Raw genomic sequence first — 26016 nt, forward strand, 5'->3', positions numbered from 1 at the left:
CGGCGGGTTAGAGAATGCCGGACAGACTGTGCACTAATTGCCCCTGCAATGCGGGAACGGCGTCCTTGAAGTCCAGATTGACCTTGTTGGCTGTGGAAACAACACGGGTCCGGTAATACATCCAATGGTTGGTACCACTGATCTGCTGGGTGGTCGTGCTGCTGGTACCCTGCTGCAAGCTGGAATTGGTCTGCTGGTTGACGGCCTGCTTGCTGCGTTCTGCCACCTGAACGTCAGTGATCATCGCGTAGGTCACATCCTTGACGAGGGAGTTGGCAATGAGCCCAATTCCTTCACCAACCAGTGCTCCCGCACCTGCGCCAGTCCAGCTCTGACCAATAACTGCTCCGGCGGCGGCCCCAAAAGCAGCACCACCAAAACCGTTGGTCAATGATTTTTGAGCGGCGGCTTCGGACATTTTGCCGACGGATAATACGTTAATCTGCAACATGTAATGTGCCTGATTGTAAGGAACGATGCGGTATCCCTGATTAGTCAGGTTGGCGTCAATTTCCTGCTCCAAAGCGGCAACGTTCAGGGTTTTATCCGAAGTATTCTTAAACTGTACATAAACGGTCTGTTCGGAAGGTGGAACCGGATTCAGGAAAATGGTGTTGGACATTTTTGTCTGGACACTCAGGTCTTTATGTTCCAGAGCAACCTGGGTAGCGGCACAACCGGAAAGCGCGATGGCACTGGCAGCGGCGATGGTATAAGTAACAAGCCGAAGTTGTTGACGTGTGGCTAACTGCATGGGTTCCTCCGAACGTGAGTTATAAACCCCAAAATGGGGATGATCGTAAAGCGCATATTATGATTTCTATTTTAGAGATTACTGTAAAGGAGGCAAGAAATATTTACCATTCAACTTTTAATCTGAGGTCATTTATAAATAAGAAAAAATATAAATTTAGAATTAAAAAATTTTAGTGAGTGTAATATATTTATCATCGATCAAGCTGGTGCTCAGAATAGCTTGAAGATTCGTAAAATTCAGCTATATAGTTCCTTTAGTGTTTAGTCTGGAAGATAGTCATCCAGACCCAGCGTGAATGGAGAGTGCAACTTGTTGCCTGAAAGTGCCAAGCCTTATTTGCTGAATAGTGTTTATCAATGGTGTGTTGACCAGGGCCATACGCCATATATTCTGGTGGTGGTTGCCTATCCGGGGGTAGCGGTCCCCGGCGGTTATGAAAAGGACGGGCGCATGATTCTGGATATTTCCCCGAATGCCTGTCACAACCTCAGCATGGCCGATGGCTGGATCAGTTTTAATGCCCGCTTTGGTGGTGTGGCACGGACGGTGGACGTACCTATGGCGGCCGTGGCGGCCATTTATGCTGCAGAAACCCAGGAGGGTATGGGCTTTGCAGAACCGGATCTGCCTGATGCTCCACCGCCGGGATCCGACCCTGAAGATCGGGCAGGACGCAGTGCTGATGCTCAGGAAAAGCCGGAGAGACCCTCTTTGCGGGTCATCAAATGAAAATTCAGGCGGGTTTCTGTGGTCTGCTGTTGCTCCTGTGCGGGTCTGCAGCCGAGGCAAATATATACGCCTATACAGATAGCCACGGGGTCGTGCATCTGACCAATGTTCCGGCTGGAAACCGCGCGTATCACATGGTCATGCGCACCCCGAAAATGCCGGTAGCCACCGCCCGCGCCGACTTCAACCGGATAGCCAAACAGCAATATCAGTCGCTGATTCACGCAGCGGCCAGTCATTACGGCGTGAGTCCCGCTTTGGTCAATGCCGTCATTTCTGCTGAATCCGGTTATAACGCCGGTGCGGTTTCACCCAAGGGAGCCATTGGTCTGATGCAGTTAATTCCGGCTACGGCGGCCCGTTTCGGGGTTTCCAACTCTTTCAGTCCGGCAGAAAACATCAATGGCGGTACCGCTTATCTGGCCCATCTGCTGCGTAAGTTCAGCGGTGACCTGAAACTGGCAGTAGCTGCCTACAATGCCGGTTCCGGTGCGGTTATTCAGGCGGGTTATCACATCCCTCCCCTTGCTGAAACCCAGGCTTATGTACCCCGGGTATTGGCTTATTACCAGCGCTATCTCGATGGCAGCAGCTCAGGCCCAAACCTGGGTGTCATTGGTCATGTGCCCACTCCGGTTTCAGCCTCTCCGCAGCTTATTCAGGTGTCCAGCCCGTAGTTTTGCAGTTTTTTTCGCAAGGTATTGCGATTGATACCCAGCCATTGGGCAGCCGTACCCCGTTGTCCGTCACATTTCTTCAGGGTGTGTTCGAGCAGGGCACATTCTACTTGTTCAATAACCTGAGTATGCAGGTTTTTTGGCGCTTCGCCCTGCAGATCGTCCAGGTAACGATCCACGATCATGACCACGCAGTCACTCAGAGTCATCGATTCTGTTGCCATGATCCTGCTCCTCAGGGTTGACTGAGAAGAGTGACCTGATAGCCTGCAGCGGCAATCAGTTTGGGACTCTTGATGGAGAACTGAACGGGTGTATGGGATAAAAAACCGGATATGGTCTCTTCCGGCTTTGCCAGATATTCTTTTGGCGTGAATTGCAGATGGGCAATGGGTGCACCGTAAACATTACTCAGAGTGACCTGGATGGCCGGGTATGCCTGTACGTGCCCCGCCAGATTCTCCATTTTTCCGGTAATTTCGGCCAGGTGATTATCCAGCGCCGTGACATGGCTATCGACAATGCGCATTTCCTTATTGGGTCCCGGCCAGGAAATCTGAGTACCTATTGCATTGGCACTATGGATCATGGCACGGCGGATGGGCGCACTATTGGCCGCATAACTGTAGACGCCCGTTGACCAGAGGATTTGTCCAATCAGCGCCAGGACCAGCAGGAAAATAATCAACAGGAGTAAATAACGGCCCAGACGCTGCCCCAGATGGGCACCAGCTGTGCTGGTTTCGTTGTCCAGGTCCACCTGGAAGACCTGCTGGCAGACGCCACACTTGACCTGATAATGATGTTTTTGCAGGGCGTTATGATCAACGCCAAAAGTGGACTCGCAACGCGGGCAGGTTATTTCCATGGTTCAGTCTCCGGATTTTCGCTGGCCATACAGCAGGGACCAGTCTTCTTCATGTTGCGGGGCGGCTAAATTAAAATAGGGCGCGTAGGCATTTTGAATGCCGGTTTCCTGGCTGTGGAGAATGCCGGAGAGGGCAATCCATCCTCCCGGCCTGGTCAATGCAGCCAGTGTCGGGGCAAGACTGAGCAGGGGGCCGGCCAGAATATTGGCAACCAGAATATCCGCCAGGGGCAGTGGGGTTTCATCGGGCAGGGACAGTCGCAGTCGCTCCGCGACGCCATTGTGTTGGGCGTTGTCCATGGCTACTTGCAGCGCAATAGGGTCGGTATCGACCCCATAAGCTTCTTTCGCACCCAAAAGCAAAGCAGCAATAGCGAGAATACCTGAGCCGCAGCCATAATCCACAATGCACTCGCCACCCTGAATGTGGCTTTCCAGAAAGTGCAGGCAGCGCGAAGTGGTAGGATGCGCCCCGGTACCAAAAGCCTGGCCGGGGTCGAGGTGCAGTTCATAGCGGGCATCTTGTGGCGCTTGATCCCAGCTGGGAACCACCCAGAGTTTTCCAAACTGACGGGCCGGAAATTGTGCCTGGGTACTGGATACCCAATCCTGATCTTCCAAAGCCTGGACAGAGGCCCCATAGTTTTGCCAACCGGACCTGTTTACTAAGGCATGAATGGTGGCTTCGCTGTGATTTTGGACAGCAAAAAGCGCCTGACACTGACTTTTCTGCCAGAGCTCTCCTTCAATAAAAAGCGCCTCGCTGGTATCCAGCTCCAAAAAAGTGATGGCGTCAGCACCTGCCTCCAGCAATTGTGTCTCCACCTGTGCGGCAGAGTCGGCGGGAACCTGAAGGCTCAGTTGCCACCATGCAATATTCATAGCGCGAGCAGTGCCTCCAGATAATGGATATTTACTTCACCAGCCGCATATTGGGCTTCTTCAAGAATACGGCGATGCAAAAGAATGTTGGTCTGGATGCCTTCAATGCTGGTTTCACGCAGGGCGCTGCGCATACGCATCTGGGCTTCTTCCCGATCATTTCCATAGGCGATGATTTTGCCGATCATGGAATCATAGAAAGGCGGTACCCGATAACCGGCATATATATGGCTGTCTACCCGAATCCCCGGACCGCCGGGTGGGTGCCAGGCCGTGATTTGCCCGGGTGAGGGCATGAATTTTTCAGGATCCTCAGCGTTGATGCGGCATTCAATGGCATGTCCCTGCAAGCGGACATCTTCCTGCCGGAAAGGGAGAGGCTTGCCTGCCGCAATCAGAATCTGCGCTTTGACAATGTCCACACCAGTAATCATTTCAGTCACTGGATGCTCTACCTGGACGCGGGTGTTCATCTCGATAAAGTAAAAGGTTTTACTGCCGGGATCGTAAAGAAACTCAATGGTTCCGGCACCGCGATAGCCCATGTCTGAACAGGCTTTGACCACTGCTGCACCAATTTCGGCACGTTGTTGATCGGTAATGCCCGGAGCCGGTGCTTCCTCGACGACCTTTTGGTGACGCCGTTGTACGGAGCAGTCCCGCTCGCCGAGGTGTACGCAATGGCCGTGAGCATCGCAGAGCACCTGGAATTCAATATGGCGGGGTGTTTCCAGAAACTTTTCCATGTACAGGGTCGGGTTACCAAAAGCTTTGCCCGCTTCTGCCCGGGTCAGGTTGGCGGCGTTGATTAAATGTGCCTCGGTGTGGACAACGCGCATGCCGCGTCCGCCACCGCCCCCGGCAGCCTTGAGAATGACCGGATAACCAATATCCTTCGCCAGTTTTTTGAGGGCATCACTGTCATCGGGTAATGGACCATCAGACCCGGGAACGCAGGGTACCCCGGCTTTTATCATGGCGGCCTTTGCCGCGATTTTATCTCCCATCAGACGAATGGTTTCTGCACGGGGACCAATAAATGCAAAGCCACTATTTTCCACCCTTTCGGCAAAATCGGCATTTTCCGACAAAAATCCATAGCCGGGATGAATGGCTTCTGCGTCGGTGACTTCTGCAGCAGCAATGACCGCTGGGATATTCAAATAGCTTTGATCACTGGGAGCGGGGCCAATACAGACCGATTCGTCGGCCAGCTTGACGTGCATCAGATCACGGTCGGGTTCGGAATGTACGGCCACCGTGCGGATTCCCAGCTCACGACAGGCACGCTGAATGCGCAGGGCAATTTCGCCCCGGTTGGCGATGAGGATTTTTTCAAACATATCAATCCTCTGGGGCGATAATAAAGAGTGGTTCGCCGTATTCTACGGGCTGGCCGTTACTGGCCAGTACCTTGATGATTTTGCCGGAGACATCTGCCTCGATTTCATTCAGCAATTTCATGGCTTCGATAATGCAAAGTGTCTGGCCGGCCTTGACGGTGCTGCCTTCTTCAACAAAAGGCGCGGCTTCCGGTGAAGAAGCCCGATAGAAGGTGCCGACCATGGGGGACTTGATCATGTAGCCCTGTGGTGGAGCGGTTTCAGGGGATGGCGCCGGTGCAGGCGGTTGCGGCGCTTCCGCTGCCGGCATCGGCATCGGGGCCGGCTGCGCGTGATAGGTCACATTTTGCGGGGCGACGGGTGCCGCATGTCGGGTAATACGAACCTTACTTTCACCTTCCACAACTTCAATTTCGTCAATGGCACTTTTTTCAAGTAATTCGGCAAGGCGACGAATGAATTGGATATCCATGCTTTTCCTTATTATGCGTTTAGTCAGGGCGTGAGAAACGCCGGTAAATGGCTTCCAGGGCGAGGAAGTAGCCATCAGCACCCAATCCGGCAATAACCCCCTGGGCCATGTCGGAAAAGTAGGAATGCTGACGGAAGGGTTCCCGCGCATGAATGTTGGACAAATGTACCTCAATGAACGGAATCGCCACGGCACTCAGGGCATCCCGCAGGGCCACGCTGGTGTGGGTAAACGCAGCGGGATTGATGATGATGTTGGTGACACCCTGGTTGGGGGCAAGCTGCACGGCATCTATCAATTGATGCTCGGCATTACTTTGCAGGCTGCTCAAGGCCCAACCCCAGGCATTGGCCATGGCTAACAGTTTGGCGTTTATGTCGGCCAGGGTGCTGCGGCCGTAGTGTGCCGGTTCACGCTGACCCAGAAGGTTCAGGTTCGGTCCGTGCAGTACCAATATGTGAGGAATAGATACAGCCATGGCTTCCGCGTAACATCAAGAATAGACTGAAGTCTGCCGCAAATGCGCGCATAAATCTAGGTCGGAGCGCGACTCAAGGGCCTCGCGGTTTTTTACAGGCATCGCCCCACGCGTTGATTTGACGTAGAATACACTCGATATGTTGTTCATACGGGTTGCTGGCAGTATGGTGCAGCCCAGACGGGTCGCTGCAGACCTATTGTAATTGACGACGCCGGAGAGAGGTGGCTTTGCCATGTTATACCCTGAACTATTTAAATCCCTGGAGGCCGCGCGTTGGAATATGGCGACAGATATTCCCTGGGATCAGTTTGATCGGAGTCTGGTGAGTGATGAGCAGCTGCGCACCATCAAGATGAATGCCGTGACCGAGTGGTCGGCGCTTCCGGCGACGGAAATGTTTTTGCGTGATAATCGCGATGATTCGGATTTTTCAGCATTCATGTCCATCTGGTTTTATGAAGAACAGAAGCACGCGCTGGTTTTGATGGAATACCTGCGCCGCTTTGCCCCCGAGTATCTCCCGACTGAGGAAGAGCTGCACAAGGTGCGATTTGAATTTGATCCTGCTCCCGCCATGGAAACCCTGATGCTCCATTTTTGTGGAGAAATTCGTTTGACGCATTGGTACAAATGCGCGGCGCAGTGGCACAGCGAGCCGGTCATTCGTTCCATTTACGAAGTGCTGTCCAAGGATGAAGCGCGGCACGCGGGCATTTATCTCAAATATATGCGCCGGGCTATTGAGCGCCTGGGAGACACGGCGCGCCTGGCTTTTGCCAAGATTGGTGTATTGATGGCCAATACCAAGACGGCAAAGGCTCTGCATCCAACCAACTTGCATGTGAATAAAGAGATGTACCCTGAGGATAGTGTCCAGAGTCACTTGCCGGATCCGGGCTGGCTGGAGCAATGGCTGGATACCCAGATTCATTTTGATGCCATCTGGGAAGGCAAGGTCATCAATGGCATTTTGCGCAATCTTTCCACTTTGCTTGAAATTCCCATCCAGAGTGCCAAGGATCTGAGCCGTTATCGTAAGGCCATGTCCAGTGCAGACCGCGAAGCATCCGGGCATATGGCCGCTGGCTGACATCAGGAACGTTTAAGTATGTCAGATGCGTCCTGGCGGAGTATGAGCCTGGAGGAAAGGTTGAAATGGGCACTGAGTCCTGAACTGCCCGGTCACTATCGTCCCTTCCTGCTGAGGGAGCAGTGGGTACAGACGCGCTGTTACTTTGCCAGACGCGCGGATTTGCTGCCCGAAGAAGTAGCTGCATTGGCTCGGGATGACGACTATGTAATCCGCTTGTGTATTGCGAAAAGACCGGATTTGTCAGCGGAACAGGTGGCGGAGTTTTGTGCGGACCGGGATCCCAATGTGCGTTATGCCATTGCCCGAAATCCCCTGCTGAAGGACGTCCAGCGCGCCGGGCTGCTTGCCGATGAGGATGAGTTGGTAAGAACAGCCGCAGCCAGGGGGCCACGGCCTAGTCAGGAACGTTGTCGGCCGGGTCAGGCGCCGTTATTGCGCTGACCCGGTGGTACCGACCTTAGTCAGCCTGGCGGCGCAGAAAGGCAGGGATATCCAGATCGGCAAAATCCTGAACCCCACCGGTGCCATTGTTGCGGTTTGAGGCTGAAACCGATGCCGGACGTTCGTTATGACGCATACCCACGGGTATGTCGAGATTGCGCCAGTCCGAAGGTGTGCTCGGATTGCCGGCACTGGTAGCCCCACGACCCCGGATGTTCTCCACGGCCAAACGCACGGGTTCCCGCTGCAAACCTGTAGCCACTACGGTGACGCGCAATTCCCCATCCAGGTCAGGATCCAGCACCGTACCGACCTTCACATTGGCGTCATCTGCTGCATAACCGCGAATCAGCTCGCCGACTTCCTGGAATTCTCCCAGGGTCAGGTCCATACCTGCCGTGATGTTGACGAGAATGCCACGTGCCCCGGAGAGGTTGATGTCGTCCAGTAACGGGCTGGATGCGGCACGGGTCGCCGCATCCCTGGCGCGGTTTTCACCCTTGCCACTGGCGGCGCCCATCATTGCCAGACCCATACCCGACATGACCGTACGCACATCGGCAAAATCCAGGTTCATCAGGCCGGGACGGGTGACCAGCTCGGAGATACCCTGCACCGCACCCAGCAAAATGTTGTCTGCTGCCTGATAGGCATCCTTGAGACTGATGGATGTGCCCAGAACGGCCAGCAGCTTCTCATTGGGAATAATGACCAGAGAATCGACATGCTGGGAAAGTTCGTCGATACCGGAAAGCGCATGCTGCTGGCGTTTTTTGCCTTCAAAATTGAAGGGCTTGGTTACCACACCAACCGTCAGAATGCCCATGTCCCGGGCAATGGCCGCAACAACAGGAGCGGCACCCGTACCTGTTCCGCCGCCCATGCCGGTGGTGATGAATACCATATCCGCTTTTTCGAGGGCTGCACGAATATCGTCGCGGCCTTCTTCCGCTGCCTTGCGGCCTACTTCCGGATCAGCTCCTGCGCCCAGGCCACGGGTAATCTGCGCACCCAGCTGAATGGTGCGGCCGGCCAGTGAGTGACGTAAAGCCTGGGCATCCGTATTGGCGGTGATGAATTCCACCCCTTCCAGACCCGCCCCACACATGTTGTTGATGGCGTTACCTCCACCACCGCCGACGCCGATGACCTTGATGACGGCGCCGTCCTGTTCGCATTCGTTCAATTCATACATGATATTTCTCCTGATTCGTTAAGTATGGGTGTTGGTGGGGATCAGCCGAAGCTGGTCTGGACCCAGTTGCGCATTTTCCGGAAAACACCGCCAAAGCTGGTGTCCATACCGGCATGTCCCTGACTGTGATCTTCATAGGCCGCCCTGGGCTGGGCGACAACGGCGGCTTCGCCTTGCCCCGCAGGTTGATTATGTAATCCGTACATGACCAGGCCTACGCCCGTGGCATGTCCAGGTACCCGAACCACGTTTTCCATCCCCGGCAAATGCATGGGTTCACCGACGCGAACCGGCAGATGAAGGATTTCTTCAGCCAGTTCGGCAATGCCTTCCAGACAGCTGGAACCGCCGGTAATGACGACACCAGCGGCAATCAAATCTTCATAGCCGGTGCGCCGCAGTTCTGCCTGGATGAGTTCAAACAGTTCCTTGATGCGGGGCTCAATGATGTCACCGAGAATGCGTCGGGAAATGGTGCGGGGCGGGCGGGTGCCGACACTGGGGACCGAGATTTCATCATCCTGCTGAATGAGATCACCCAGGGCGCAACCGTATAATTTCTTGATTTGCTCAGCTTCGACGGGTGGGGTGCGAAGACCCAGGGCAATGTCATTGGTCACCTGATCTCCGGCGATGGGAATGACGGCCGTATGGCGGACGGCCCCATCGCGGAAAATGGCGATATCGGTAGTCCCGCCACCGATATCCACCAGACAAACACCCAGTTCTTTCTCGTCCTGGGTAAGCACGGCGTCTGCCGAGGCCAGCTGTTCGAGGACCAGATCCTGGACTTGCAGTCCGCAACGTTCCACACATTTGGCGATATTCTGGGCGGCACTGACAGCACCCGTAACAATATGTACCCGGGCTTCCAGGCGTACTCCCGACATGCCGACCGGTTCGCGAACCCCTTCCTGGCTGTCAATCATGAATTCCTGGGGCAGAATATGAATGACGTTCTGATCCTGGGGAATGACGATGGCGCGCGCCGCATCCATGACCCGACCTACATCATCATTGCTGACTTCCTTGTTTTTGATGGCGACAATACCGTGGCTGTTGTAGCCGCGGATATGCCCGCCGGCAATGCCGACCACCGCGCCATGAATCTGCACACCGGCCATGAGCTCGGCTTCCTGCACGGCACGGGTGATGGCCTGAACCGTGGATTCAATATCCACGACAACGCCTTTTTTCAAGCCCCGGGAGGGATGCTGACCAACCCCGATGATTTCTGCTTCACGACCACCTTTGGACTGCGCAACAATACAGGCCACTTTGGAAGTACCAATATCCAGGCCGACGATGAGTTCCTGATGTCCACGTTTCATTTGCTTTCTCTCCTTCGGATCCAGGATCCGTTACTGACTGTTGACGGTGGTCGCTGAGGGCATGGCGACCGCAAAACCATTTGTATAGCGAAGATCCATTGTGGCTCCGGCTACCAGGTATTCCTTGACCTGGGGGGCAATGGCCACCCAGCGTTTTAAAGCGGGTATCACGTCCTCGCTGCCCAGCAGCAGGCGGACCTGATTATTGAGAATGCAGCGCCATCCACCCCTTTGGTCTTCCTGCAGGGAATCGACCTTCAGGCCCAGTGGGGCAACAATGGAATTAAATTTCGCCAGTTGCGCGAGGAGTTGGCTGCCACTATCGGCGGGTCCGGCCAGATTGGGGAGTCCATTGGGTACTTGTGCCGGGGGAACGCTGAATACCTTTCCCTGGGCATCGACCATTTGCCCGGCACCACCCAGCCAGCGGGCGACCGGCGTGTAGGGTTTGATACTGACCGTCAGGCGGTCGGGCCAGACCCGCCGCACCTCGGCATCGGCGACCCAGGGCAGGGCATCCAGAGCATGGCGGATTTGTTCGGGGTTCGCCCACAGAAAGCCACGTGCCGCATAGGGCTTGAGAACCGTGTTGATTTCGGCCAGAGGAATTTTGGGAGAACTGCCGGTAATGGTCAGGGTATTGATGGGCATCAGGGAGGGTTGCTGGAGCCATTGCCATCCGGACCATCCTCCCCAGGCGAGAATGCTGATACTCAGGCCACCCGCAAGGACCTTTCCATAAAGTTTCCAGGGCAGGGGCTTATGGGCTTTGGCGGCGGTCTTGACGGGTGCCGTCCGGGGAGCTTTGGTTTTTTCCTTCAGGGTGGCTGCAGGCCGTTGGGGCTGTTGTCCGTGGCGATAATCACGCATGACACTAACCATGATTCACTCTCCTCTGCGCCGTACGCAGTATGGTCTTGCATAATTCGGGGAAATCCATGCCCACAGCTTTGGCGGCCATGGGTACGAGGCTGTGGCTGGTCATGCCGGGAACACTGTTGATTTCCAGAAGATGTATTTTTCCCGATGCACTGATCATGAAATCGACCCTGCCCCAGTCTCTGCCACCCAGTTCGGCAAATGCGCGGAGAGCCATGGCCTGCAGTTCGGCATCTTTGGCGGCACCCAGTCCCGAAGGCAGCAGATAACGGGTATCTTCGGCAAAATATTTGGCATCGTAGTCATAAAAGGCGTGCGGGGTTTCAATGACAATGGGTGGAAGGGCTTTACCATCGACAATTCCGACTGTGGCTTCATGACCAATGACAGCGGCTTCGCAGAGGATTTCATCTTCGAGAGCAAAAGCATCCGTTATGGCTTTATCCAGTTCTTCCGGCCCATTCACCCGGCTGACGCCGAGGCTGGAGCCACCATGATTGGGTTTGATATAAAGCGGCCAGGTAAAATTTGCCGCGAGATCAGGTCGCGGATCGTGACGCCGCATCAGAATCCCTTCCGTTACGGGGAGGCTGGCGGCTTTCCAGATCTGCTTGGAACGCCACTTGTCCATGGCCAGTGCCGAACTCAAGACGCCGCTCCCGGTGTATGGAATGGCGAGGGTTTCGAGCACGGCCTGGAGGAGGCCATCCTCGCCGATGGCGCCATGGCAGACATTGAAGGCGAAACGGATGCGTTCGTCCTGCAACTGCTGTTGCAGACGCGCTGGTTCAATATCAATGCCCAGCACTTCCATGCCGCTGCTGCGCAGGGCGTCGAGGACTGCCGAAGCACTCAGCAATGACACCTCGCGTTCGCCGGAAGGACCACCGTAAAGTACGGCTGTGCGGATGGATTCAGCCATGTTTCGCCTCCCCCAGAATGCGCATTTCGGCTTTCAGCCTGATGCCGAACTGTTGCTGCACTTGTGTTTGTACGTCTTCCACCAGGGCCTCAATATCAGCGGCCTGGGCATCGCCCCGGTTGATGATGAAATTGGCATGCTGGCTGCTGACTTCGGCTTGCCCACGGGCTTTTCCCTTTAACCCGGCCGCTTCAATCAGGCGGGCCGCGTGGTCACCCGTCGGGTTACGGAACACCGAACCACAACTGGGCCATTCGAGAGGCTGAGTGGCGGCGCGTTTTTCCTGCCAGGCGCGCAAGCGTTGCATGACTGCCGTACTTTCTTCGGGGATCAGGCGGAGTCCGGCCGCAACAAAGCAGGCGTCACCATGGCCGTACACTTCCCGATAGCCAATCTGGAAATCCTGAGGAGCAAGACGCTGGATTTCACCATGGGGATGAATGACTTCCACCCATTCCACCAGACTCCAGGTATCGCCGCCATGAGCGCCGGCATTCATGCTCAGGCAGCCCCCCAAGGTGCCGGGAATGCCTGCCAGAAACTCTGCGCCGGCAAGTCCTGCCTTGGCTGCAAAATGGGCAATTTTTACCGCACCCGCACCGGCCCCGACCCGCAGCAGATCATTTTCTGCCAAAACGATCTGATCCAGGGTATTGGCGAGGCAGATGGTGGTCCCGCGCAGTCCGGCATCGCGCACCAGCACATTACTGCCCAACCCTATCCAGGTGAGCGGAGGAACCGCAAAATGTCTTAAAAATCCTTGCAGATCTTCCAGGGTGCCGGGGAGATAGAAGCGATCAGCCGGTCCTCCAACCCGCCAGCTGGTATGGCGCTGCATGGGTTCTCCCAGGCGCAGGCGGCCACCAATGACCGGCATCATGGGGTGGCCTCCGCAAATACTTCAGCCCATTGACCGGCCAAATGGGCAATGCTGCCAGCGCCCATGGTGAGTAGCACCGCGTTCGCAGGCAGGAGTGAGCGAATCTGCGCCGGGGCATTGAGCAGCTCCGGTAAATAGTGAACGCTTATTCCCTGGGCAAGCATGGCCGCGCTGAGTGCCTGACTGCTGACTCCGGGTAAGGCTTTTTCGCCCGCACTGTAAATATCGGTGAGTATGACCAGATCCGCCGAGGCCAGACTGTGGACGAAATCGCCAAACAAGGCCTGGGTTCGGCTATAGCGATGGGGTTGAAAGGCAACGACCAGAGGGCGATCAGGCCATACGGCCCGGGCGGCGCTGATGGTGGCGCTCAGTTCGCGGGGGTGGTGACCATAATCGTCAATAATGGTGATGCCGGCAAACTCGCCGACCTGTTCGAAACGTCTGCCTACCCCGCGAAAATCTGCCAGGGCACTGCGAATGGTCTGCTCACTCACCCCGACCTTGCTGGCAATACCGATGGCGGCAAGGGCATTGAGTACATTGTGCTGTCCGGGAATCCCCAGATCTACATCCAGCCAGTGCACATAGTCATTATCCACCCGCCGCCAGACTTCAAAGTGACTGCCCACTCCCCTGACGGTCACATTACGGGCCTGCAGGTCCGCATCTGCACTGAATCCATAACGCAGTACCGGGGTGCGTAATTCTGGAATCAGGCCAGCTACCATGGGCTCGTCAGTACAAAGAACGGCAAGACCATAGAAAGGCAGGCGCTGCAGAAACTGCAAAAAGGCATTGCGCAAATTGTCGAGACTGTCGCCATAGGTTTCCATGTGGTCGGCATCAATATTGGTGACGACGGCCATGACCGGAGCAAGATACAAAAAGGAGGCGTCCGATTCATCGGCTTCAGCCACCAGGTATTCACCGCTACCCAGAGCGGCATGGGTGCCGGCACTTTTCAACCGGCCGCCAATCACAAAAGTGGGATCCAGACCGGCTGCACCGAGAATGCTGGCGACCAGGCTGGTTGTGGTCGTTTTGCCGTGGGTTCCGGCAATGGCGATGCCCTGTTTGAAGCGCATCAACTCGGCCAGCATTTCGGCGCGCCGAATCACGGGAATACGTAATTCCCGGGCTGCCTGTACTTCTGGATTGCTGTCGGGAATGGCCGAAGAGATCACAACGACATCAGCGCCGCGCACATTGGCGGCTTCGTGACCCGTGAAAATCCGCGCACCCAGATCCGTAAGGCGCAGGGTCGAACTGCCTGGCTGCAAATCAGAACCGGAAACAGCATAGCCCAGATTGAGCAAAACCTCGGCAATACCGCGCATGCCGCTGCCACCTATTCCAACCATATGAATCTGTCTGACCCAGTTACGCATGGTTTACTCCTTCCGGGTGCATACAAATTTGGGCGACGGCTGCAGCCGCGTCACCCCGGCTTTGTTGTCTGGCCGCTTCTGCCCAGCGCAGGCGTAAAGCCGGATCGTTGAGCAGGGGGCTGAGAATATCCCGCAATTCCCGGGCATGGAGGTTTTCCTGGCGAAGCATTCGGGCGGCCCCGGCGCTTTCCAGAAACTGCGCGTTGGCTGCCTGGTGATCATCCACGGCAAAGGGAAAAGGTACGAGAATGGCTCCCAGCCCTGCCGCTGCCAGTTCGGCGACGGTGGCAGCGCCAGCGCGGCATAGCGCCAAATCGGCCCAGCCCAACGCGACACTGATATCCGGGATGAAAGGCTCGACGCGGGCGTCGATGCCTGCCGCCGCATATTCGGCTCGGGTGCTTTCGCAATGATCCTTGCCGGTCTGGTGCCAGATTTGTGGGCGTTGTTCCGTGGGCATGGCCGCTATGGCGGCGACACTGACGCTATTCAGCGCCTTGGCTCCCTGGCTGCCGCCCATGATCAATAAGCGGACAGGCCCCTGATGACTGGCGAAGCGCTCCTGCGGCATGGGGAGTTCGCGGATACTGCGGCGTACCGGGTTACCGACCCATTCACCCCTGGGCAAGCGCGCCCCGGGAAATCCCAGAAAAACATGTTTGGCCAGAGGAGCCAGCAGGCGATTGCTCAGCCCGGCAATGGCATTCTGTTCGTGCAGGCACAGTGGACAACCCATACTCCAGGCCGCCAGTCCTACGGGGGCCGTCACATAGCCGCCCATACCCAGCACCGCCTCGCTGCGGGTTTGTTGAATGATTTTCCGGGCCTGAACAACGGCCTTGCTGACCCGCCAGGGCATGCGCAACCAGCGTCCCAAGCCTTTTCCGCGAACGCCTTGCATGTCGATGGTATGTAGAGGATAGCCGCGTTCGGGAACCAGACGCGCTTCCATCCCGGCATCGGTTCCGGCAAAGGCCACTTCCACCCCCTGATCGCGTAACATGTCGGCGACCGCGAGAGCCGGAAATACATGCCCGCCAGTACCGCCTGCAGCAATGAGGACGCGTTCAGCCATGCTGTACCTCCTTCTGCATCTGGTCCATCTGGTCTGTCTGCTGCTGAGCAGAAAGCGCTGGATAACGCCGGCTGACGGCCAACACAACACCCAGAGAGGCACAGAGAAATACCAGCGCACTACCGCCGTAACTGATCAGTGGCAGGGCAAAACCCTTGGTGGGAAGAGCGCCAAGGTTGACGCCCATGGACATGACCGCCTCACCGCCGAACCAGGTCAGTGTGCCGTAGCAGAACAAGGCAAAAAAAGCATCTCCGGCGGCAGCGGCGCGGCGTCCGATCCGATAAATACGCCAGCAGGCCACACTGTAGAAAATGGCCAGTGCCCATACCCCGATCATGCCCAGCTCTTCACCGATCACCGCCAGAATGAAATCCGTATAGGATTCAGGAAGATAAAAGTATTTCATGATGCCATCGCCGAGGCCGACCCCGAAAATACCACCCCGACCAAAAGCAATCAGGGACTGTACCAACTGAAAACCCGCCCCGTAGGGATCTGCCCAGGGATTCTGGAAAGCAGTGATGCGGGCGAGTCGGTAGGGGGCTGATACGGCAAGGATTCCCAACGCGCCACCGGCAACAATGCCCGCCAGTAGAACGTAAGCAATGGGTAATCCGCCCAGGAACAACATGACGCCGGTGAGCAGTACCACCATCGCAAATGAGCCAAAATCGGGTTGTAGTAACAGCAGCAACCCCAGCAACCCCAGCACCACAAAAATCGGCCAGAGTCCTTCCTTGAATTTGCCGAGGAGCTCGCCTTTGCGCACCACATAGCGCGCGAGGAATAAGAGCAGGGCAAATTTCAGCAGTTCTGAAGGCTGCAGGCGGACAATGATGAAATTGATCCAGCGATGCGAGCCGTTGACGGCAACGCCGATGACCGGCAAAAACACCATCATCAGGGCGATCAGGGAAATGATCATGAGGGGAAAGGTCATGCGTTCCCAGAAGTCGAGATCAATGCGGCTAAAATAATAGAGTACAGCTGCGGCCAGAATGACATAAAGGCCCTGACGTTCGGCAAAAAAGAACGGATTACCGGTTTCATGCTGGGCAATGGGCGCGCTGGCGGAGTACACCATGATCAGGCCAAAACCCAGCAGCACCAGAATGATCCACCACAGAATGGTATCTGCCGGGCCGTTTTCGGCCAGCCACCAGCTCGGACGTTTCATGACTTTCCTCCAGACAGTTCCTGGACAGCAGCGCTGAACTGCTGCCCCCGATCCTGATAATCCCGGAACATATCGGTACTGGCGCAGGCTGGTGAAAGCAGAACCTGATCTCCGGCCATGGCTCTGGATGCGGCTTTAAGAACCGCATCCTGCATGCTGTCGGCATAATCTACCGGAATGATATTTTCCAGCAGTTGCGCGATTTTTTTGGCATCTTTGCCGAGCACAACTGCTGCACGCTGATCGCGGCAGGCTTGCTGCAACGGACTGAGATCTGCCCCCTTGGCATCGCCACCGAGAATCATCACCAACGGTCCGGATAAGCCGCTCATGGCTTTGATTGTGGCGCCCAGATTGGTTCCCTTGGAATCATTGTAATAGTTGACTCCCTGATACTCGGCAACCCAGGCCAGACGGTGTGGGAGACCGGAAAACTGGCAAAACACTTCCTGAATGGCGGCAAGTGGGAACTGGGCAGCTTCGGCCAGGAGCGCTGCTGCCAGGGCGTTTTCGATATTGTGTCCGCCCTGCATACGCAGGTCGGCAATGGCAAGCAGGGCTCCGCTGTTGCGCAGCGTGAGCCGGTCATGCAGTACATAGGCATCACTGCGCTCATCATGAACAGCAAAGCAACGGATGGCCACGGAGTCTGGGACTTGCCCGGGCAAGCTCGACGTAAAGGCATCTTCACCATTCAAAACCAGGACATCACCGGCATTCATGTTCTGAAAAATCCGGGCTTTGGCGGCCCCGTACTGCGTGTAGTCACCATGCCAGTCCAGATGGTCGGGACTGAGGTTCAGAATGGCAGCCACCCGGGGTCGAAAAGTCGTACAGGCATCCAGCTGAAAGCTGGAGAGTTCGAGGATATACCAGGCCGGTTCAGGGCCAGATTCTGGTAATAACTCCAGTGCCGGAGTCCCCAGGTTGCCACCAGTCGCAACCATTATCCCGGCTTTTCGGGCAATTTCGCTGACTAGCGTGGTAACAGTGCTTTTACCATTACTGCCGGTGATGGCAATGATGGGTGCCTTGGCCAGCCGCGAAAATAATTCAATATCACCCATGACGGTGATTCCCGCCTTTCTGGCCTTTTGCAAGGCCGGCAGGGTAGGAGCAAGACCGGGGCTGAGTAGAATCAGATCGCTGTCGAGCAGCAGATTTTCAGGAAGGGCTCCGAAATGAAAAGTGGCTTGGGGATATTGTGTACGGAGGGTATCAGCATTTTCCAGGTGGCGGGTATCCGCCACCTGACAATGTCCACCCAGGCGCAGGGCGGTGTTCAGGAGCGATTGTCCGGTTTTGCCGAAGCCGAGGATGAATACCTTTTTGCCGTCGAGTTTCATGTCAGCGGATCTTCAGACTGGAAAGGCCGATGAGCACGAGAATCACGGTAATAATCCAGAAACGCACGGCTACCCGTGGCTCTGGCCAGCCTTTTTTCTCGAAATGATGATGAATGGGCGCCATGCGGAACACCCGTTTGCCCGTCAGCTTGAAGGAAGCCACCTGAATCATCACCGACAGGGTTTCCATGACAAAAACCCCACCCATGATGACCAATACCAATTCCTGTCGGGCAATGATGGCGACAATGGCCAGGGCGGCACCGAGCGCCAGTGCGCCGGTATCGCCCATGAATACTTCGGCAGGATAGGTGTTAAACCAGAGAAAGCCGAGCCCGGCACCGACCAGTGATCCGCAGAAAATCAGCATTTGTCCGGAACCCGGCACCCAGGGCAGATCCAGGTAATGGGCGAATACAGAATTCCCTGAAACATAAGCAAATATTCCCAGGGCTGCAGCCACCATAACGGTTGGGACGATGGCCAGCCCGTCCAGGCCATCGGTCAAATTGACGGCGTTGGAGGTGCCGACAATGACGAAGTAGCTGAAAATGATGAAGCCGAACCCCAAGGGAATCAGGACATGAGGTACAAAAGGAATAATCAGGCTGGTTTCTACGGATTTGTTGGCCAGTCCATACAATACTCCGGCTGCAGCCAGGGCAAACAAGGACTGCAAACCATATTTGGCGCGGGCGGATAAACCCTTGGTGTTTTTACGCCGCAGCTTGCGCCAGTCGTCAATAAAACCAATGGCGCCAAAGGCAAAGGTGGTGATGACTGCCACCCAGACCAAAGGATTGCGCAAATCTGACCAGAGCAGGGTGGTAATAATGACGACCAGCAGAATCAGGGCCCCACCCATGGTCGGCGTCCCCTGTTTGCTGAAGTGGGTTTCCGGCCCATCGCTGCGTACCATCTGCCCGATTTTGTAATAGCGCAGACGGGCAATGAAAAAAGGACCGATCACCAGGGAGAGGACCAGCGCGGTCAGTATCGCCAGTACGCCGCGCAGGGTCAGATACTGAAACACGTAAAAACCGTGGTATATCTGGCCGAGTTGCATGAATAGTGCGTAGAGCATCAGGCGTCTCCGGCCACGAGTGCCTGAACGACACGTTCCATGTGTGCGGCTCTGGAACCTTTTACCAGCACCACCGTTTCCGGATTGAGCTGGGGCAGCAGGGCATCAATCAGGGGGGGCAGTTCCACAAAATGCTCTGTACCGGCTGCAAACGCTTCAGCGGCTTCGGCAGCCAGTTGCCCCAGTCCGTAAACCGCATCAATGCCCAGCTGTTGGGCCAGAATTCCTGCCTGCCGGTGATAAACTACCGTATCAGGACCCAGTTCGCCCATATCTCCGAGAATGAGAATACGCTGGCCGGATTGGGCGGCAAGAACACGTAATGCGGACTCTAATGAAGCTGGATTGGCGTTATAGGTGTCATCCAGAATGCGGCAGCCGCCCCTGCCGTTGCGCCATTGCAAGCGACCGGGGATGGCCTCTAATGTGGCCACAGCACGCTGAATTTGGGGAATGCTGATATCCAGGGCCAGTGCGGCGGTGACAGCAGCCAGGACATTGGCACCATTATGTCTTCCAGGTAGCGGAACTTCGAGGGTGAATTCACCCTGGGGGGCGCGCACATCCAGTTGGCCGCCAGTTCCTGAACGATCCTGCCAATGTCCCCGGACGCGTACCGGGAGGTTGTTCAGACTGAAGCGCCACACTTCGCCCGGAGCTTTTTCTGCCCAGAAGTCGGCAAATTGATCGTCACCATTCAAAATGCTGATGCCACGATTGTCCAGTCCCGAGAGAATTTCTCCCTTGGCCGCCGCGACTGCCTTTACACTTCCGAGCCCGGCCAGGTGGGCGGGGCCCGCATTGTTGATAAGGGCCAACGTTGGTTTGGCCAGAGCACTGAGTACGGTGAGCTCGCCAGCATGGTTCATGCCCATTTCCAGAACCGCATGGCGATGTTCCTTGCCCAGTCTTGCCAGGGTCAAGGGCACGCCAATATGATTGTTCTGATTGGCTTGAGTGGCCAGTACGGGGCCGCTTTCAGTGAGGATGGCGGTCAGGACTTCCTTGACCGTGGTTTTGCCACAGGAGCCAGTAACTGCCAGCACCGGTACGTTGAAACGCTGCCGCCAATGCTGTGCCAAGTCTTGCAGGCTTTGTAATGTGTCCTTGACCACTATTCCAGGGGCATTCACCTGACGGTTGCTGAGTACAGCGGCCGCGCCTTGCGCTAAAGCTGCCGGAACAAAATCGTTACCATCAAAGTGTTCTCCGGCAAGTGCAACAAACAGTTTGCCAATCATGGGTTGGCGGCTGTCGGTGGCAATGCCGTTTATTTCGTCTTTTCCCTGGCTGTCAGGCAGAAGTTGACCACCGGTAATGCGGGCTATTTCGTTGAGAGAGTAGCGCATCATGGGCGCAGTGCCTCCATCACTACCTGCTGGTCATGAAAGGGGATTTTCTGACCCATGATTTCCTGGGTGCGTTCATGCCCTTTACCGGCAATCAGCACCCAATCCCCTGTTTTGGCCTGGTGGATGGCCTGGTGGATGGCCGCCGCCCGATCATGGATGATCTCAACGGCTTCAGGGCGCTGCATGCCAGCGAGAATGTCGCGGATGATATGGGCGGCATTTTCACTGCGGGGATTGTCATCGGTGAGGATGACCTGATCGGCCAGACGTTCGGCGACTTCTCCCATCTCCGGACGTTTACCTCGATCCCGATCGCCGCCGCAGCCAAAAACCACATGGACCTGTCCTTTAGCGACGGCGCGAATGTCCCCCAACACACGTTCCAACGCATCGGGAGTGTGGGCGTAGTCAATCATGACCTGCGCCTTGCCGGACGTGGCCGGGAGGCGCTGATAACGTCCTTCGGGCAAGTTGAGTTGGTGAATGTCAGCGTCGCTGACCTCCCAGCCTAGACCGTTTGCGGTGCTCAGGGCGGCCAGGAGGTTTTCGACATTGCTCTGCCCAATGAGCGGGCTGCGTAGTTGCCGAAGACCTTCCGCTGTGCCCAGGGTCAGAAGCGTGCCGCTGGCCCCGGCATGTATTTCTCGGACCTGAAAATCGCTGGCACCCGATCCAAAACCCAGAATCTTTACGGAGGGATCTATTTGCTGCGCAATTTGTGCGGAAAACGGATCATCCTGATTCAGTACGGCCAGCTTCAGGTCGGGGAATTTGAACAAACGGGCTTTGGCTGCGCCGTATTGATCCATGTCGCCATGAAAATCCAGATGATCACGGCTGAGATTGGTAAACACCGCTGCAGTGAATGGTACGGCGGCTACCCGCTCAAGGGCCAGAGCATGCGAGGAGACTTCCAGAGCAATGACTTTGGCACCCTGATCCCGGAGCAGGGCCAGAGTTTCCCAGAGACGAACGGCTTCCGGGGTGGTGTTGGCATGGGGAACGAGCGCATCAACCGGCCCGTAGCCCAATGTTCCGATAATCATGGCCGGTTGGGGGGCGAGTTCGGCAATCAGTCGCGTGACGCTACTTTTGCCATTGGTCCCGGTCACGCCGATCAATAGCGGTGTTGCCCCTTCATCCCAGCCATGCCAACGGCGCAAGGCCTGGCCGAGCTTGTCGCGGAGGTCGGGAGTCTGCCAGCAAACAGGGCTATCGCCTTGCGGAATAACGGTCTCGTGCCCGGCTTCCAGTACGGCGGCCACGGCCCCCGCCTTCCAGGCTTCCGCCAGAAACTGATCGGCATCGCCACGATGATTGTGTAATCCTACGTAGAGCATGCCCGGCTGCAAACGGCGGGTATCTGTTTCGATGCCAGTTACAGCCAGTTCCCTGAGGGCGTCAGGTACGGCATCAAATAGCCGGGATAGGGGTTCAGTGCGCTGCATCACCCGCTCCTTCTGCCCACTGCTGGGCCTCGGTGACAGTGCGGTATGGATGTGCGGCAGTATTTCTCAGAAGGCCCGGGTCTGGTTGAATGCCCATGTTTTGCAGGGCAGCTGCCATGGTCACCCGAAATACCGGCGCTGCCACGACTCCGCCATATCGCCATCCCCGGGTCGGGGCGCGTACCACGACGGCCATCACCAGGCGCGGGTCCTGGGCAGGTGCAAAGCCTACAAAACTGGTGTTCACCAGGTTTTTATGGAAGCCACCTTTGCCGTTGGCCATGATGGAAGTCCCGGTTTTTCCCGCTACCTGATAACCCGGGATGCTGGCCAGAAAACCGGTGCCGCCTGGACTGGTAACGCCGCTCAGCCATCGGCTCAGTCGTGCGGCAGTGCTTGCAGGCATAATCCGGATCCCGTTTACTGAGCTGGTATCCTGACGGATCAGGGTGGGTGCTACATAAACACCTTGATTGGCAATGGCCGCATAAGCGGCCGCCAGTTGCAGGGGAGTTACCGACAAACCATATCCGTAAGCCATCGCTGCCCGGCGGGCAATATCCCAACCCTGCCAGGCCGGCAGCATTCCCGTACTTTCTCCGGGGAGCCCGAGGCCGCTGCCTTGTCCAAAGCCAGCCTGATGGAGCATTTGATAAAGATCCGCCGGAGGGGTGCGCAAGGATATTTTTGCGGCCCCGATGTTGCTTGAATATTTAAGGACTTGCGCCAGATCCAGATTATTGTGACGGACGTCATCCTGGATACAGAAACGGGCAACTCGAAAACAGTTGGTGTTGACGTTGAAAGTACTGTCGGGCTGGATACTGTTATCGTCCAGTGCCGCCGCAATGGTGAAGGGTTTCATCACGGAACCGGGTTCAAAGGTGTCGGCAACGGCCCGATCATTATAAAGACCAGCCTGATAATCACGACGATCATTGGGGTTGAAAGCAGGATAACTGACCATGGCCAGCACCTCACCGGTCCGGGCATTCATGAGCACCGCTGCCCCGGATCGGGCCTGGAAGCGTTGTACGGCCGAGGCCAGAGCGGTGTAAGCCACATACTGAAGATTGCGGTCAATGCTCAAAGTCAGGACTTTGCCGGGCTGGGCAGAACGGGCTGGGCCGTGCAGGCTCAGCGGGTGGCCGTAATTGTCACGCAACCCGGTTTCTTCCCCCGCCTTGCCGGTTAACCACTGATTATAAGCCAGTTCCAAACCTTCAATGCCTTTGCCATCTACATTGGTAAAGCCGATCAGTGGTGCCGCAATGCTTCCGGCGGGATAATAACGGCGATTCTCGGTGAGGCCATACAGGCCGGAAATATGCAGTGCCGTTATTTTTTCGGCTCGTTCGGGACTGATCTGGCGGGCGATAAAGGCAAAGTGGCTACCACCCGCATGGACACGGGCATCGAGTTCGTTGACCCTGATTCCCAGGGCGGAAGCCACAAGCGGCCATTGACTTTCCTGGTGGGTGAATACTTGCGGATCTACCCAGAGGGTTTTGACCGGTACCGACAAAGCCAGAGGTTTGCCCTCGCGGTCAACAATGGGACCGCGTTGCACCGGCAACGGAAAATGACGCAAATAGCGTTGGGCTCCCTGGTCGCGTAAAAATGGACCATGTTCCACCTGGGCACGCCAGGCCTGAGCCATGACTGCAGCAAAGGCAAGGGTTACGGCTGCCCAAACGGCCGTCGCCCGCCACGCCGGTAATGCGCGTGCGGGGATTTTAGCCTGAAAGGCAGCAGGCGAATTCACTGCGCTTTCACCATGACAATCTGATTGTTTTTGGGCGCGCTCAATCCCAGCTTCTGCCGGGCGATATCCCCGACCCGCGCATTGGAGGCGAGTGTGGCCTGCTCCAGTTGCAGCTGTCCCCAGCGATTGTCCAGGGCAAAATGTTTCGCCTGTGCTTCCTGCAAGGCAATAAACTGGCTTCGGGTGCTTTCGCGTGCAGCCACTATACCGAGCAGGGTTACCATGATGAGAATGGCGAGAATTACCGTACTACGCCGCATGACGCTCACTCCTTTCGGCCACTCTGAGTACCGCTGAACGGGAACGGGGGTTCATCTGGATTTCTTCCGCACTGGCATGAATGGCCTTGCCGACTGCGCACCATGGTAAGGGTGGGATTTCCGTGGCGCGCAAGGGCAGGTCGCTGCTGACCCGAAACGCATCTGCCCGGAAAAAGCGTTTGACCATGCGATCTTCCAATGAATGAAAGCTGATGATGGCCAGGCGTCCGCCAGCACGCAGTACCGCCATGGCCTCGGGAAGGAAATGTTCCAGCTCTTCCAGCTCATGGTTGATAAAAATACGAATGCCCTGAAAGCTGCGCGTTGCTGGATTCAGTCCGGAGTCGTGACGGGGGATGACCTCGGCAATAAGTCCGGCAAGCTCGCCAGTGCGCTGCAAGGGTGATTGCGCACGATGCCTGACGATTTTGCGGGCAATCGCGCGGGCAAATCGTTCTTCGCCGTAATTTTTCAGTACCTGGCTGATTTCTGTTTCAGGAGCGCTGTTCAACCATTCGGCGGCACTGATGCCGCTGTCGGGATCCATGCGCATATCCAGAGGACCGTCACGGAGGAAGCTGAAGCCACGTTCGGCTTCATCGAGTTGCGGGGAAGAGACGCCCAGATCGGCGAGAATCGCGTCCACATTTTCCCAGCCAAGACTTTCCACAACGCTGCGGATTTCACTGAAACGTGCCTGGCGGATCAGTACCCGGTCATCGTCGGCAAAGCGGTCTTGCAGTGCCGCGATGGCGCTGGGGTCGCGATCGAGGATTAACAACATATCCTGATGCTGAAGCTTTTCCAGCAATGCCGCACTATGCCCGCCACGTCCTCCGGTCACATCCACACAACGTCGGGCCGGGCCCTCGCTGAGGGCGGGCTGGAGCATGGCGACGCTTTCCTGCAGAAGTACCGTAATGTGAGATCCGGACGTGGGTATGTTCACAGGATGAGATCTCCCAGGCTGGCAAATCCATCGTTGTTGTTCAGACTGTTTTCCTGGTAACGATCCCAGCATTGGGCATCCCAGATTTCGAATTTGTTGATTTGACCGACGACGACCAGTTCCTTGTCGATTTCTGCGAAGCGGCGCAGATTGGGTGAAAGCAGGATGCGGGCCTGACTGTCGAGACGCATTTCTTCTGATTGCCCGACAAACATCCGCTGAAACTGGCGGGCGGCAGGGTTGTTGCTGGGGAGTTCGGCCACTCGGGCTTCTACTTTTTCCCAGGTGGGAAGAGGGTAGGCCACCAGACAATGTTCCCCCGGGCGGCTTTGCACATCGATGGTAACCACAATCTGACCGTCGCAATGGGCATTCAGCCAGTCGCGGAAGCGGGCCGGGACGTTCATGCGTCCCTTGCTGTCGAGATTATGCCGGTGCGTTCCCCTAAACATTTTGTGTTTTACTCTCCAAAACCTTCCACTTTGACCCACTTTTCCCCACATGCTGAAGAATAGAGGGCTCACATCGGGCTGTCAAGGAGAAATATTGAATAATTACGGCATGTTAGAGCATGTTGATAAAGCTCTATAAAACACTTTAAAGGGTTCTTGTAATTATTGGATTATGCAGTACAAAGTGATTTTTAACGTGTTTGCCGGAAAATCAGAAGGTTGGCTGTATGCATCATGAAGCTAAGAAAGTTTCTATTTACTTCATTGACTTGGGTCGTTGTGTCGGTATTTCTGCCGGAAGCAGATGACGCAAGGAATAAAAATTGGAGTGGGCCGATAAGCCGGGTTCTGTCGTGGACGACCATTCCTCTAGGCCTGCACTTACGCACAGGCTCCAGCAATCTACCCGCATGCACCGCGGACCACGGTATCGCATGCCTATTTGATCTTGCTCCAGGCGGGGTTTTCCCTGCCATTTCCGTTACCGGAAATGCGGTGCGCTCTTACCGCACCTTTTCACCCTTACCGGCGCTTGCGCGCTTGGCGGTATATTTTCTGTGGCACTTTCCGTAGGCTCACGCCCCCCGGCCGTTAACCGGCGCCTTGCCCTATGGAGCCCGGACTTTCCTCCCCAGATAAATCTGCGGCGGTCGTCTGGCCCACTCCGAGGCGGATCATACGCGTTTTCAACAGGACTGTCAGAATAAAAACCATCCATTTTGCGAACTATACTCTGCTCATAAGGATGTGTGGTGTATCGGGTA

The 26016-nt window shown here is 56.1% G+C and carries 27 protein-coding genes and 1 other RNA gene; 4 read left to right on the forward strand and 24 right to left on the reverse strand.

Going from position 1 to position 26016, the window contains the following annotated elements; genetic code table 11:
- Nucleotides 1–7 precede the first annotated feature (7 nt).
- Nucleotides 8–754 carry a complement resistance protein TraT gene (locus H7F11_RS02655; RefSeq protein WP_193649733.1) on the reverse strand — a complete coding sequence of 249 codons (747 nt, stop codon included), beginning with the start codon at nt 752–754 and terminating at the stop codon, nt 8–10.
- Between the two features lie 312 nt (nt 755–1066).
- Here H7F11_RS02655 and H7F11_RS02660 point away from each other — a divergent pair, with 312 nt between their 5' ends.
- Together H7F11_RS02660 and H7F11_RS02665 are read left to right on the forward strand one after the other, a co-directional pair.
- On the forward strand, nt 1067–1486 hold the full coding sequence (locus tag H7F11_RS02660) for a ClpXP protease specificity-enhancing factor (protein ID WP_193649734.1): 420 nt from the start codon (nt 1067–1069) through the stop codon (nt 1484–1486).
- On the forward strand, nt 1483–2163 hold the full coding sequence (locus H7F11_RS02665) for a transglycosylase SLT domain-containing protein (RefSeq protein ID WP_193649735.1): 681 nt from the start codon (nt 1483–1485) through the stop codon (nt 2161–2163). Before H7F11_RS02660 ends, H7F11_RS02665 begins: the two co-directional genes overlap by 4 nt.
- On the opposite strand, the gene H7F11_RS02670 is transcribed toward H7F11_RS02665, so the two are convergent.
- The 6 genes from H7F11_RS02670 to aroQ are packed head-to-tail and all read right to left on the reverse strand — an operon-like array spanning nt 2145 to nt 6194.
- Nucleotides 2145–2387, reverse strand: a complete 243-nt coding sequence (locus tag H7F11_RS02670; RefSeq protein WP_010641203.1) for a helix-turn-helix domain-containing protein — start codon at nt 2385–2387, stop codon at nt 2145–2147. The two genes, H7F11_RS02665 and H7F11_RS02670, sit on opposite strands and share 19 nt — an antisense overlap.
- Nucleotides 2388–2398: 11 nt before the next feature.
- Nucleotides 2399–3031, reverse strand: coding sequence for a zinc-ribbon and DUF3426 domain-containing protein (locus tag H7F11_RS02675; protein ID WP_193649736.1), 633 nt, complete (start codon nt 3029–3031; stop codon nt 2399–2401).
- 3 nt (nt 3032–3034) lie between these two features.
- On the reverse strand, nt 3035–3913 hold the full coding sequence (gene prmA / locus H7F11_RS02680) for a 50S ribosomal protein L11 methyltransferase (RefSeq protein ID WP_193649737.1): 879 nt from the start codon (nt 3911–3913) through the stop codon (nt 3035–3037).
- Nucleotides 3910–5256, reverse strand: a complete 1347-nt coding sequence (gene accC / locus H7F11_RS02685; RefSeq protein WP_193649738.1) for an acetyl-CoA carboxylase biotin carboxylase subunit — start codon at nt 5254–5256, stop codon at nt 3910–3912. Before accC ends, prmA begins: the two co-directional genes overlap by 4 nt.
- 1 nt (nt 5257) lies before the next feature.
- Nucleotides 5258–5728, reverse strand: a complete 471-nt coding sequence (gene accB, locus H7F11_RS02690) for an acetyl-CoA carboxylase biotin carboxyl carrier protein (protein WP_193649739.1) — start codon at nt 5726–5728, stop codon at nt 5258–5260.
- A gap of 19 nt (nt 5729–5747) precedes the next feature.
- Nucleotides 5748–6194 carry a type II 3-dehydroquinate dehydratase gene (aroQ, locus tag H7F11_RS02695; protein ID WP_413773186.1) on the reverse strand — a complete coding sequence of 149 codons (447 nt, stop codon included), beginning with the start codon at nt 6192–6194 and terminating at the stop codon, nt 5748–5750.
- A 247-nt stretch (nt 6195–6441) separates the two neighbouring features.
- Between aroQ and H7F11_RS02700 the strand changes: the two genes are divergently transcribed.
- Together H7F11_RS02700 and H7F11_RS02705 are read left to right on the forward strand one after the other, a co-directional pair.
- Nucleotides 6442–7299: a diiron oxygenase gene (locus H7F11_RS02700; protein ID WP_193649741.1), complete on the forward strand. Its 858-nt coding sequence runs from the start codon at nt 6442–6444 to the stop codon at nt 7297–7299.
- 60 nt (nt 7300–7359) lie between these two features.
- A complete protein-coding gene (locus tag H7F11_RS02705; RefSeq protein WP_227485207.1) occupies nt 7360–7743 on the forward strand; it encodes a hypothetical protein in 384 nt (127 codons plus the stop codon).
- A gap of 16 nt (nt 7744–7759) precedes the next feature.
- Here H7F11_RS02705 and ftsZ read toward each other — a convergent pair whose 3' ends face one another.
- The 17 genes from ftsZ to rnpB all read right to left on the reverse strand — a co-directional run bounded on the left by ftsZ (nt 7760) and on the right by rnpB (nt 25918).
- Complete coding sequence (gene ftsZ, locus H7F11_RS02710) at nt 7760–8938, reverse strand: cell division protein FtsZ (RefSeq protein WP_193649743.1); 1179 nt, start codon at nt 8936–8938, stop codon at nt 7760–7762.
- Nucleotides 8939–8979: 41 nt separating this feature from the next.
- Entirely contained in the window at nt 8980–10269 is a 1290-nt protein-coding gene (gene ftsA / locus H7F11_RS02715) for a cell division protein FtsA (protein ID WP_193649744.1), read from the reverse strand.
- A 30-nt stretch (nt 10270–10299) separates the two neighbouring features.
- Entirely contained in the window at nt 10300–11151 is an 852-nt protein-coding gene (locus tag H7F11_RS02720) for a cell division protein FtsQ/DivIB (RefSeq protein WP_193649745.1), read from the reverse strand.
- Nucleotides 11144–12070, reverse strand: coding sequence for a D-alanine--D-alanine ligase (locus H7F11_RS02725; RefSeq protein WP_193649746.1), 927 nt, complete (start codon nt 12068–12070; stop codon nt 11144–11146). The genes H7F11_RS02720 and H7F11_RS02725 overlap by 8 nt, the downstream gene beginning before the upstream one ends.
- Nucleotides 12063–12950, reverse strand: a complete 888-nt coding sequence (gene murB, locus H7F11_RS02730; RefSeq protein WP_193649747.1) for a UDP-N-acetylmuramate dehydrogenase — start codon at nt 12948–12950, stop codon at nt 12063–12065. Before murB ends, H7F11_RS02725 begins: the two co-directional genes overlap by 8 nt.
- The gene (gene murC / locus H7F11_RS02735) at nt 12947–14341 is read right to left on the reverse strand and encodes a UDP-N-acetylmuramate--L-alanine ligase (RefSeq protein ID WP_193649748.1); all 1395 of its coding nucleotides are present in this window, start codon (nt 14339–14341) and stop codon (nt 12947–12949) included. The genes murB and murC overlap by 4 nt, the downstream gene beginning before the upstream one ends.
- On the reverse strand, nt 14334–15416 hold the full coding sequence (gene murG / locus H7F11_RS02740) for an undecaprenyldiphospho-muramoylpentapeptide beta-N-acetylglucosaminyltransferase (protein WP_193649749.1): 1083 nt from the start codon (nt 15414–15416) through the stop codon (nt 14334–14336). Before murG ends, murC begins: the two co-directional genes overlap by 8 nt.
- The gene (gene ftsW / locus H7F11_RS02745; protein WP_193649750.1) at nt 15409–16596 is read right to left on the reverse strand and encodes a putative lipid II flippase FtsW; all 1188 of its coding nucleotides are present in this window, start codon (nt 16594–16596) and stop codon (nt 15409–15411) included. The genes murG and ftsW overlap by 8 nt, the downstream gene beginning before the upstream one ends.
- Nucleotides 16593–17942 (reverse strand): UDP-N-acetylmuramoyl-L-alanine--D-glutamate ligase, encoded by a 1350-nt coding sequence (gene murD / locus H7F11_RS02750; protein ID WP_193649751.1) that lies wholly within the window; start codon nt 17940–17942, stop codon nt 16593–16595. The genes ftsW and murD overlap by 4 nt, the downstream gene beginning before the upstream one ends.
- Nucleotide 17943: 1 nt before the next feature.
- Complete coding sequence (gene mraY, locus H7F11_RS02755) at nt 17944–19026, reverse strand: phospho-N-acetylmuramoyl-pentapeptide-transferase (RefSeq protein ID WP_193649752.1); 1083 nt, start codon at nt 19024–19026, stop codon at nt 17944–17946.
- On the reverse strand, nt 19026–20378 hold the full coding sequence (locus H7F11_RS02760) for a UDP-N-acetylmuramoyl-tripeptide--D-alanyl-D-alanine ligase (protein WP_193649753.1): 1353 nt from the start codon (nt 20376–20378) through the stop codon (nt 19026–19028). Before H7F11_RS02760 ends, mraY begins: the two co-directional genes overlap by 1 nt.
- A complete protein-coding gene (locus tag H7F11_RS02765) occupies nt 20375–21826 on the reverse strand; it encodes a UDP-N-acetylmuramoyl-L-alanyl-D-glutamate--2,6-diaminopimelate ligase (RefSeq protein ID WP_193649754.1) in 1452 nt (483 codons plus the stop codon). The genes H7F11_RS02760 and H7F11_RS02765 overlap by 4 nt, the downstream gene beginning before the upstream one ends.
- Nucleotides 21813–23591: a peptidoglycan D,D-transpeptidase FtsI family protein gene (locus H7F11_RS02770; RefSeq protein ID WP_193649755.1), complete on the reverse strand. Its 1779-nt coding sequence runs from the start codon at nt 23589–23591 to the stop codon at nt 21813–21815. Before H7F11_RS02770 ends, H7F11_RS02765 begins: the two co-directional genes overlap by 14 nt.
- A complete protein-coding gene (gene ftsL / locus H7F11_RS02775; protein ID WP_193649756.1) occupies nt 23588–23851 on the reverse strand; it encodes a cell division protein FtsL in 264 nt (87 codons plus the stop codon). Before ftsL ends, H7F11_RS02770 begins: the two co-directional genes overlap by 4 nt.
- Nucleotides 23841–24800, reverse strand: coding sequence for a 16S rRNA (cytosine(1402)-N(4))-methyltransferase RsmH (rsmH, locus tag H7F11_RS02780; protein ID WP_193649757.1), 960 nt, complete (start codon nt 24798–24800; stop codon nt 23841–23843). The genes ftsL and rsmH overlap by 11 nt, the downstream gene beginning before the upstream one ends.
- Entirely contained in the window at nt 24797–25252 is a 456-nt protein-coding gene (mraZ, locus tag H7F11_RS02785) for a division/cell wall cluster transcriptional repressor MraZ (protein WP_024893345.1), read from the reverse strand. Before mraZ ends, rsmH begins: the two co-directional genes overlap by 4 nt.
- A 321-nt stretch (nt 25253–25573) precedes the next feature.
- Nucleotides 25574–25918, reverse strand: an RNA gene (rnpB, locus tag H7F11_RS02790) — RNase P RNA component class A.
- Nucleotides 25919–26016 lie beyond the last annotated feature (98 nt).

The organism is Acidithiobacillus sp. HP-2 (genome assembly GCF_015100155.1).
In the GTDB taxonomy this organism is placed as follows: domain Bacteria; phylum Pseudomonadota; class Gammaproteobacteria; order Acidithiobacillales; family Acidithiobacillaceae; genus Acidithiobacillus.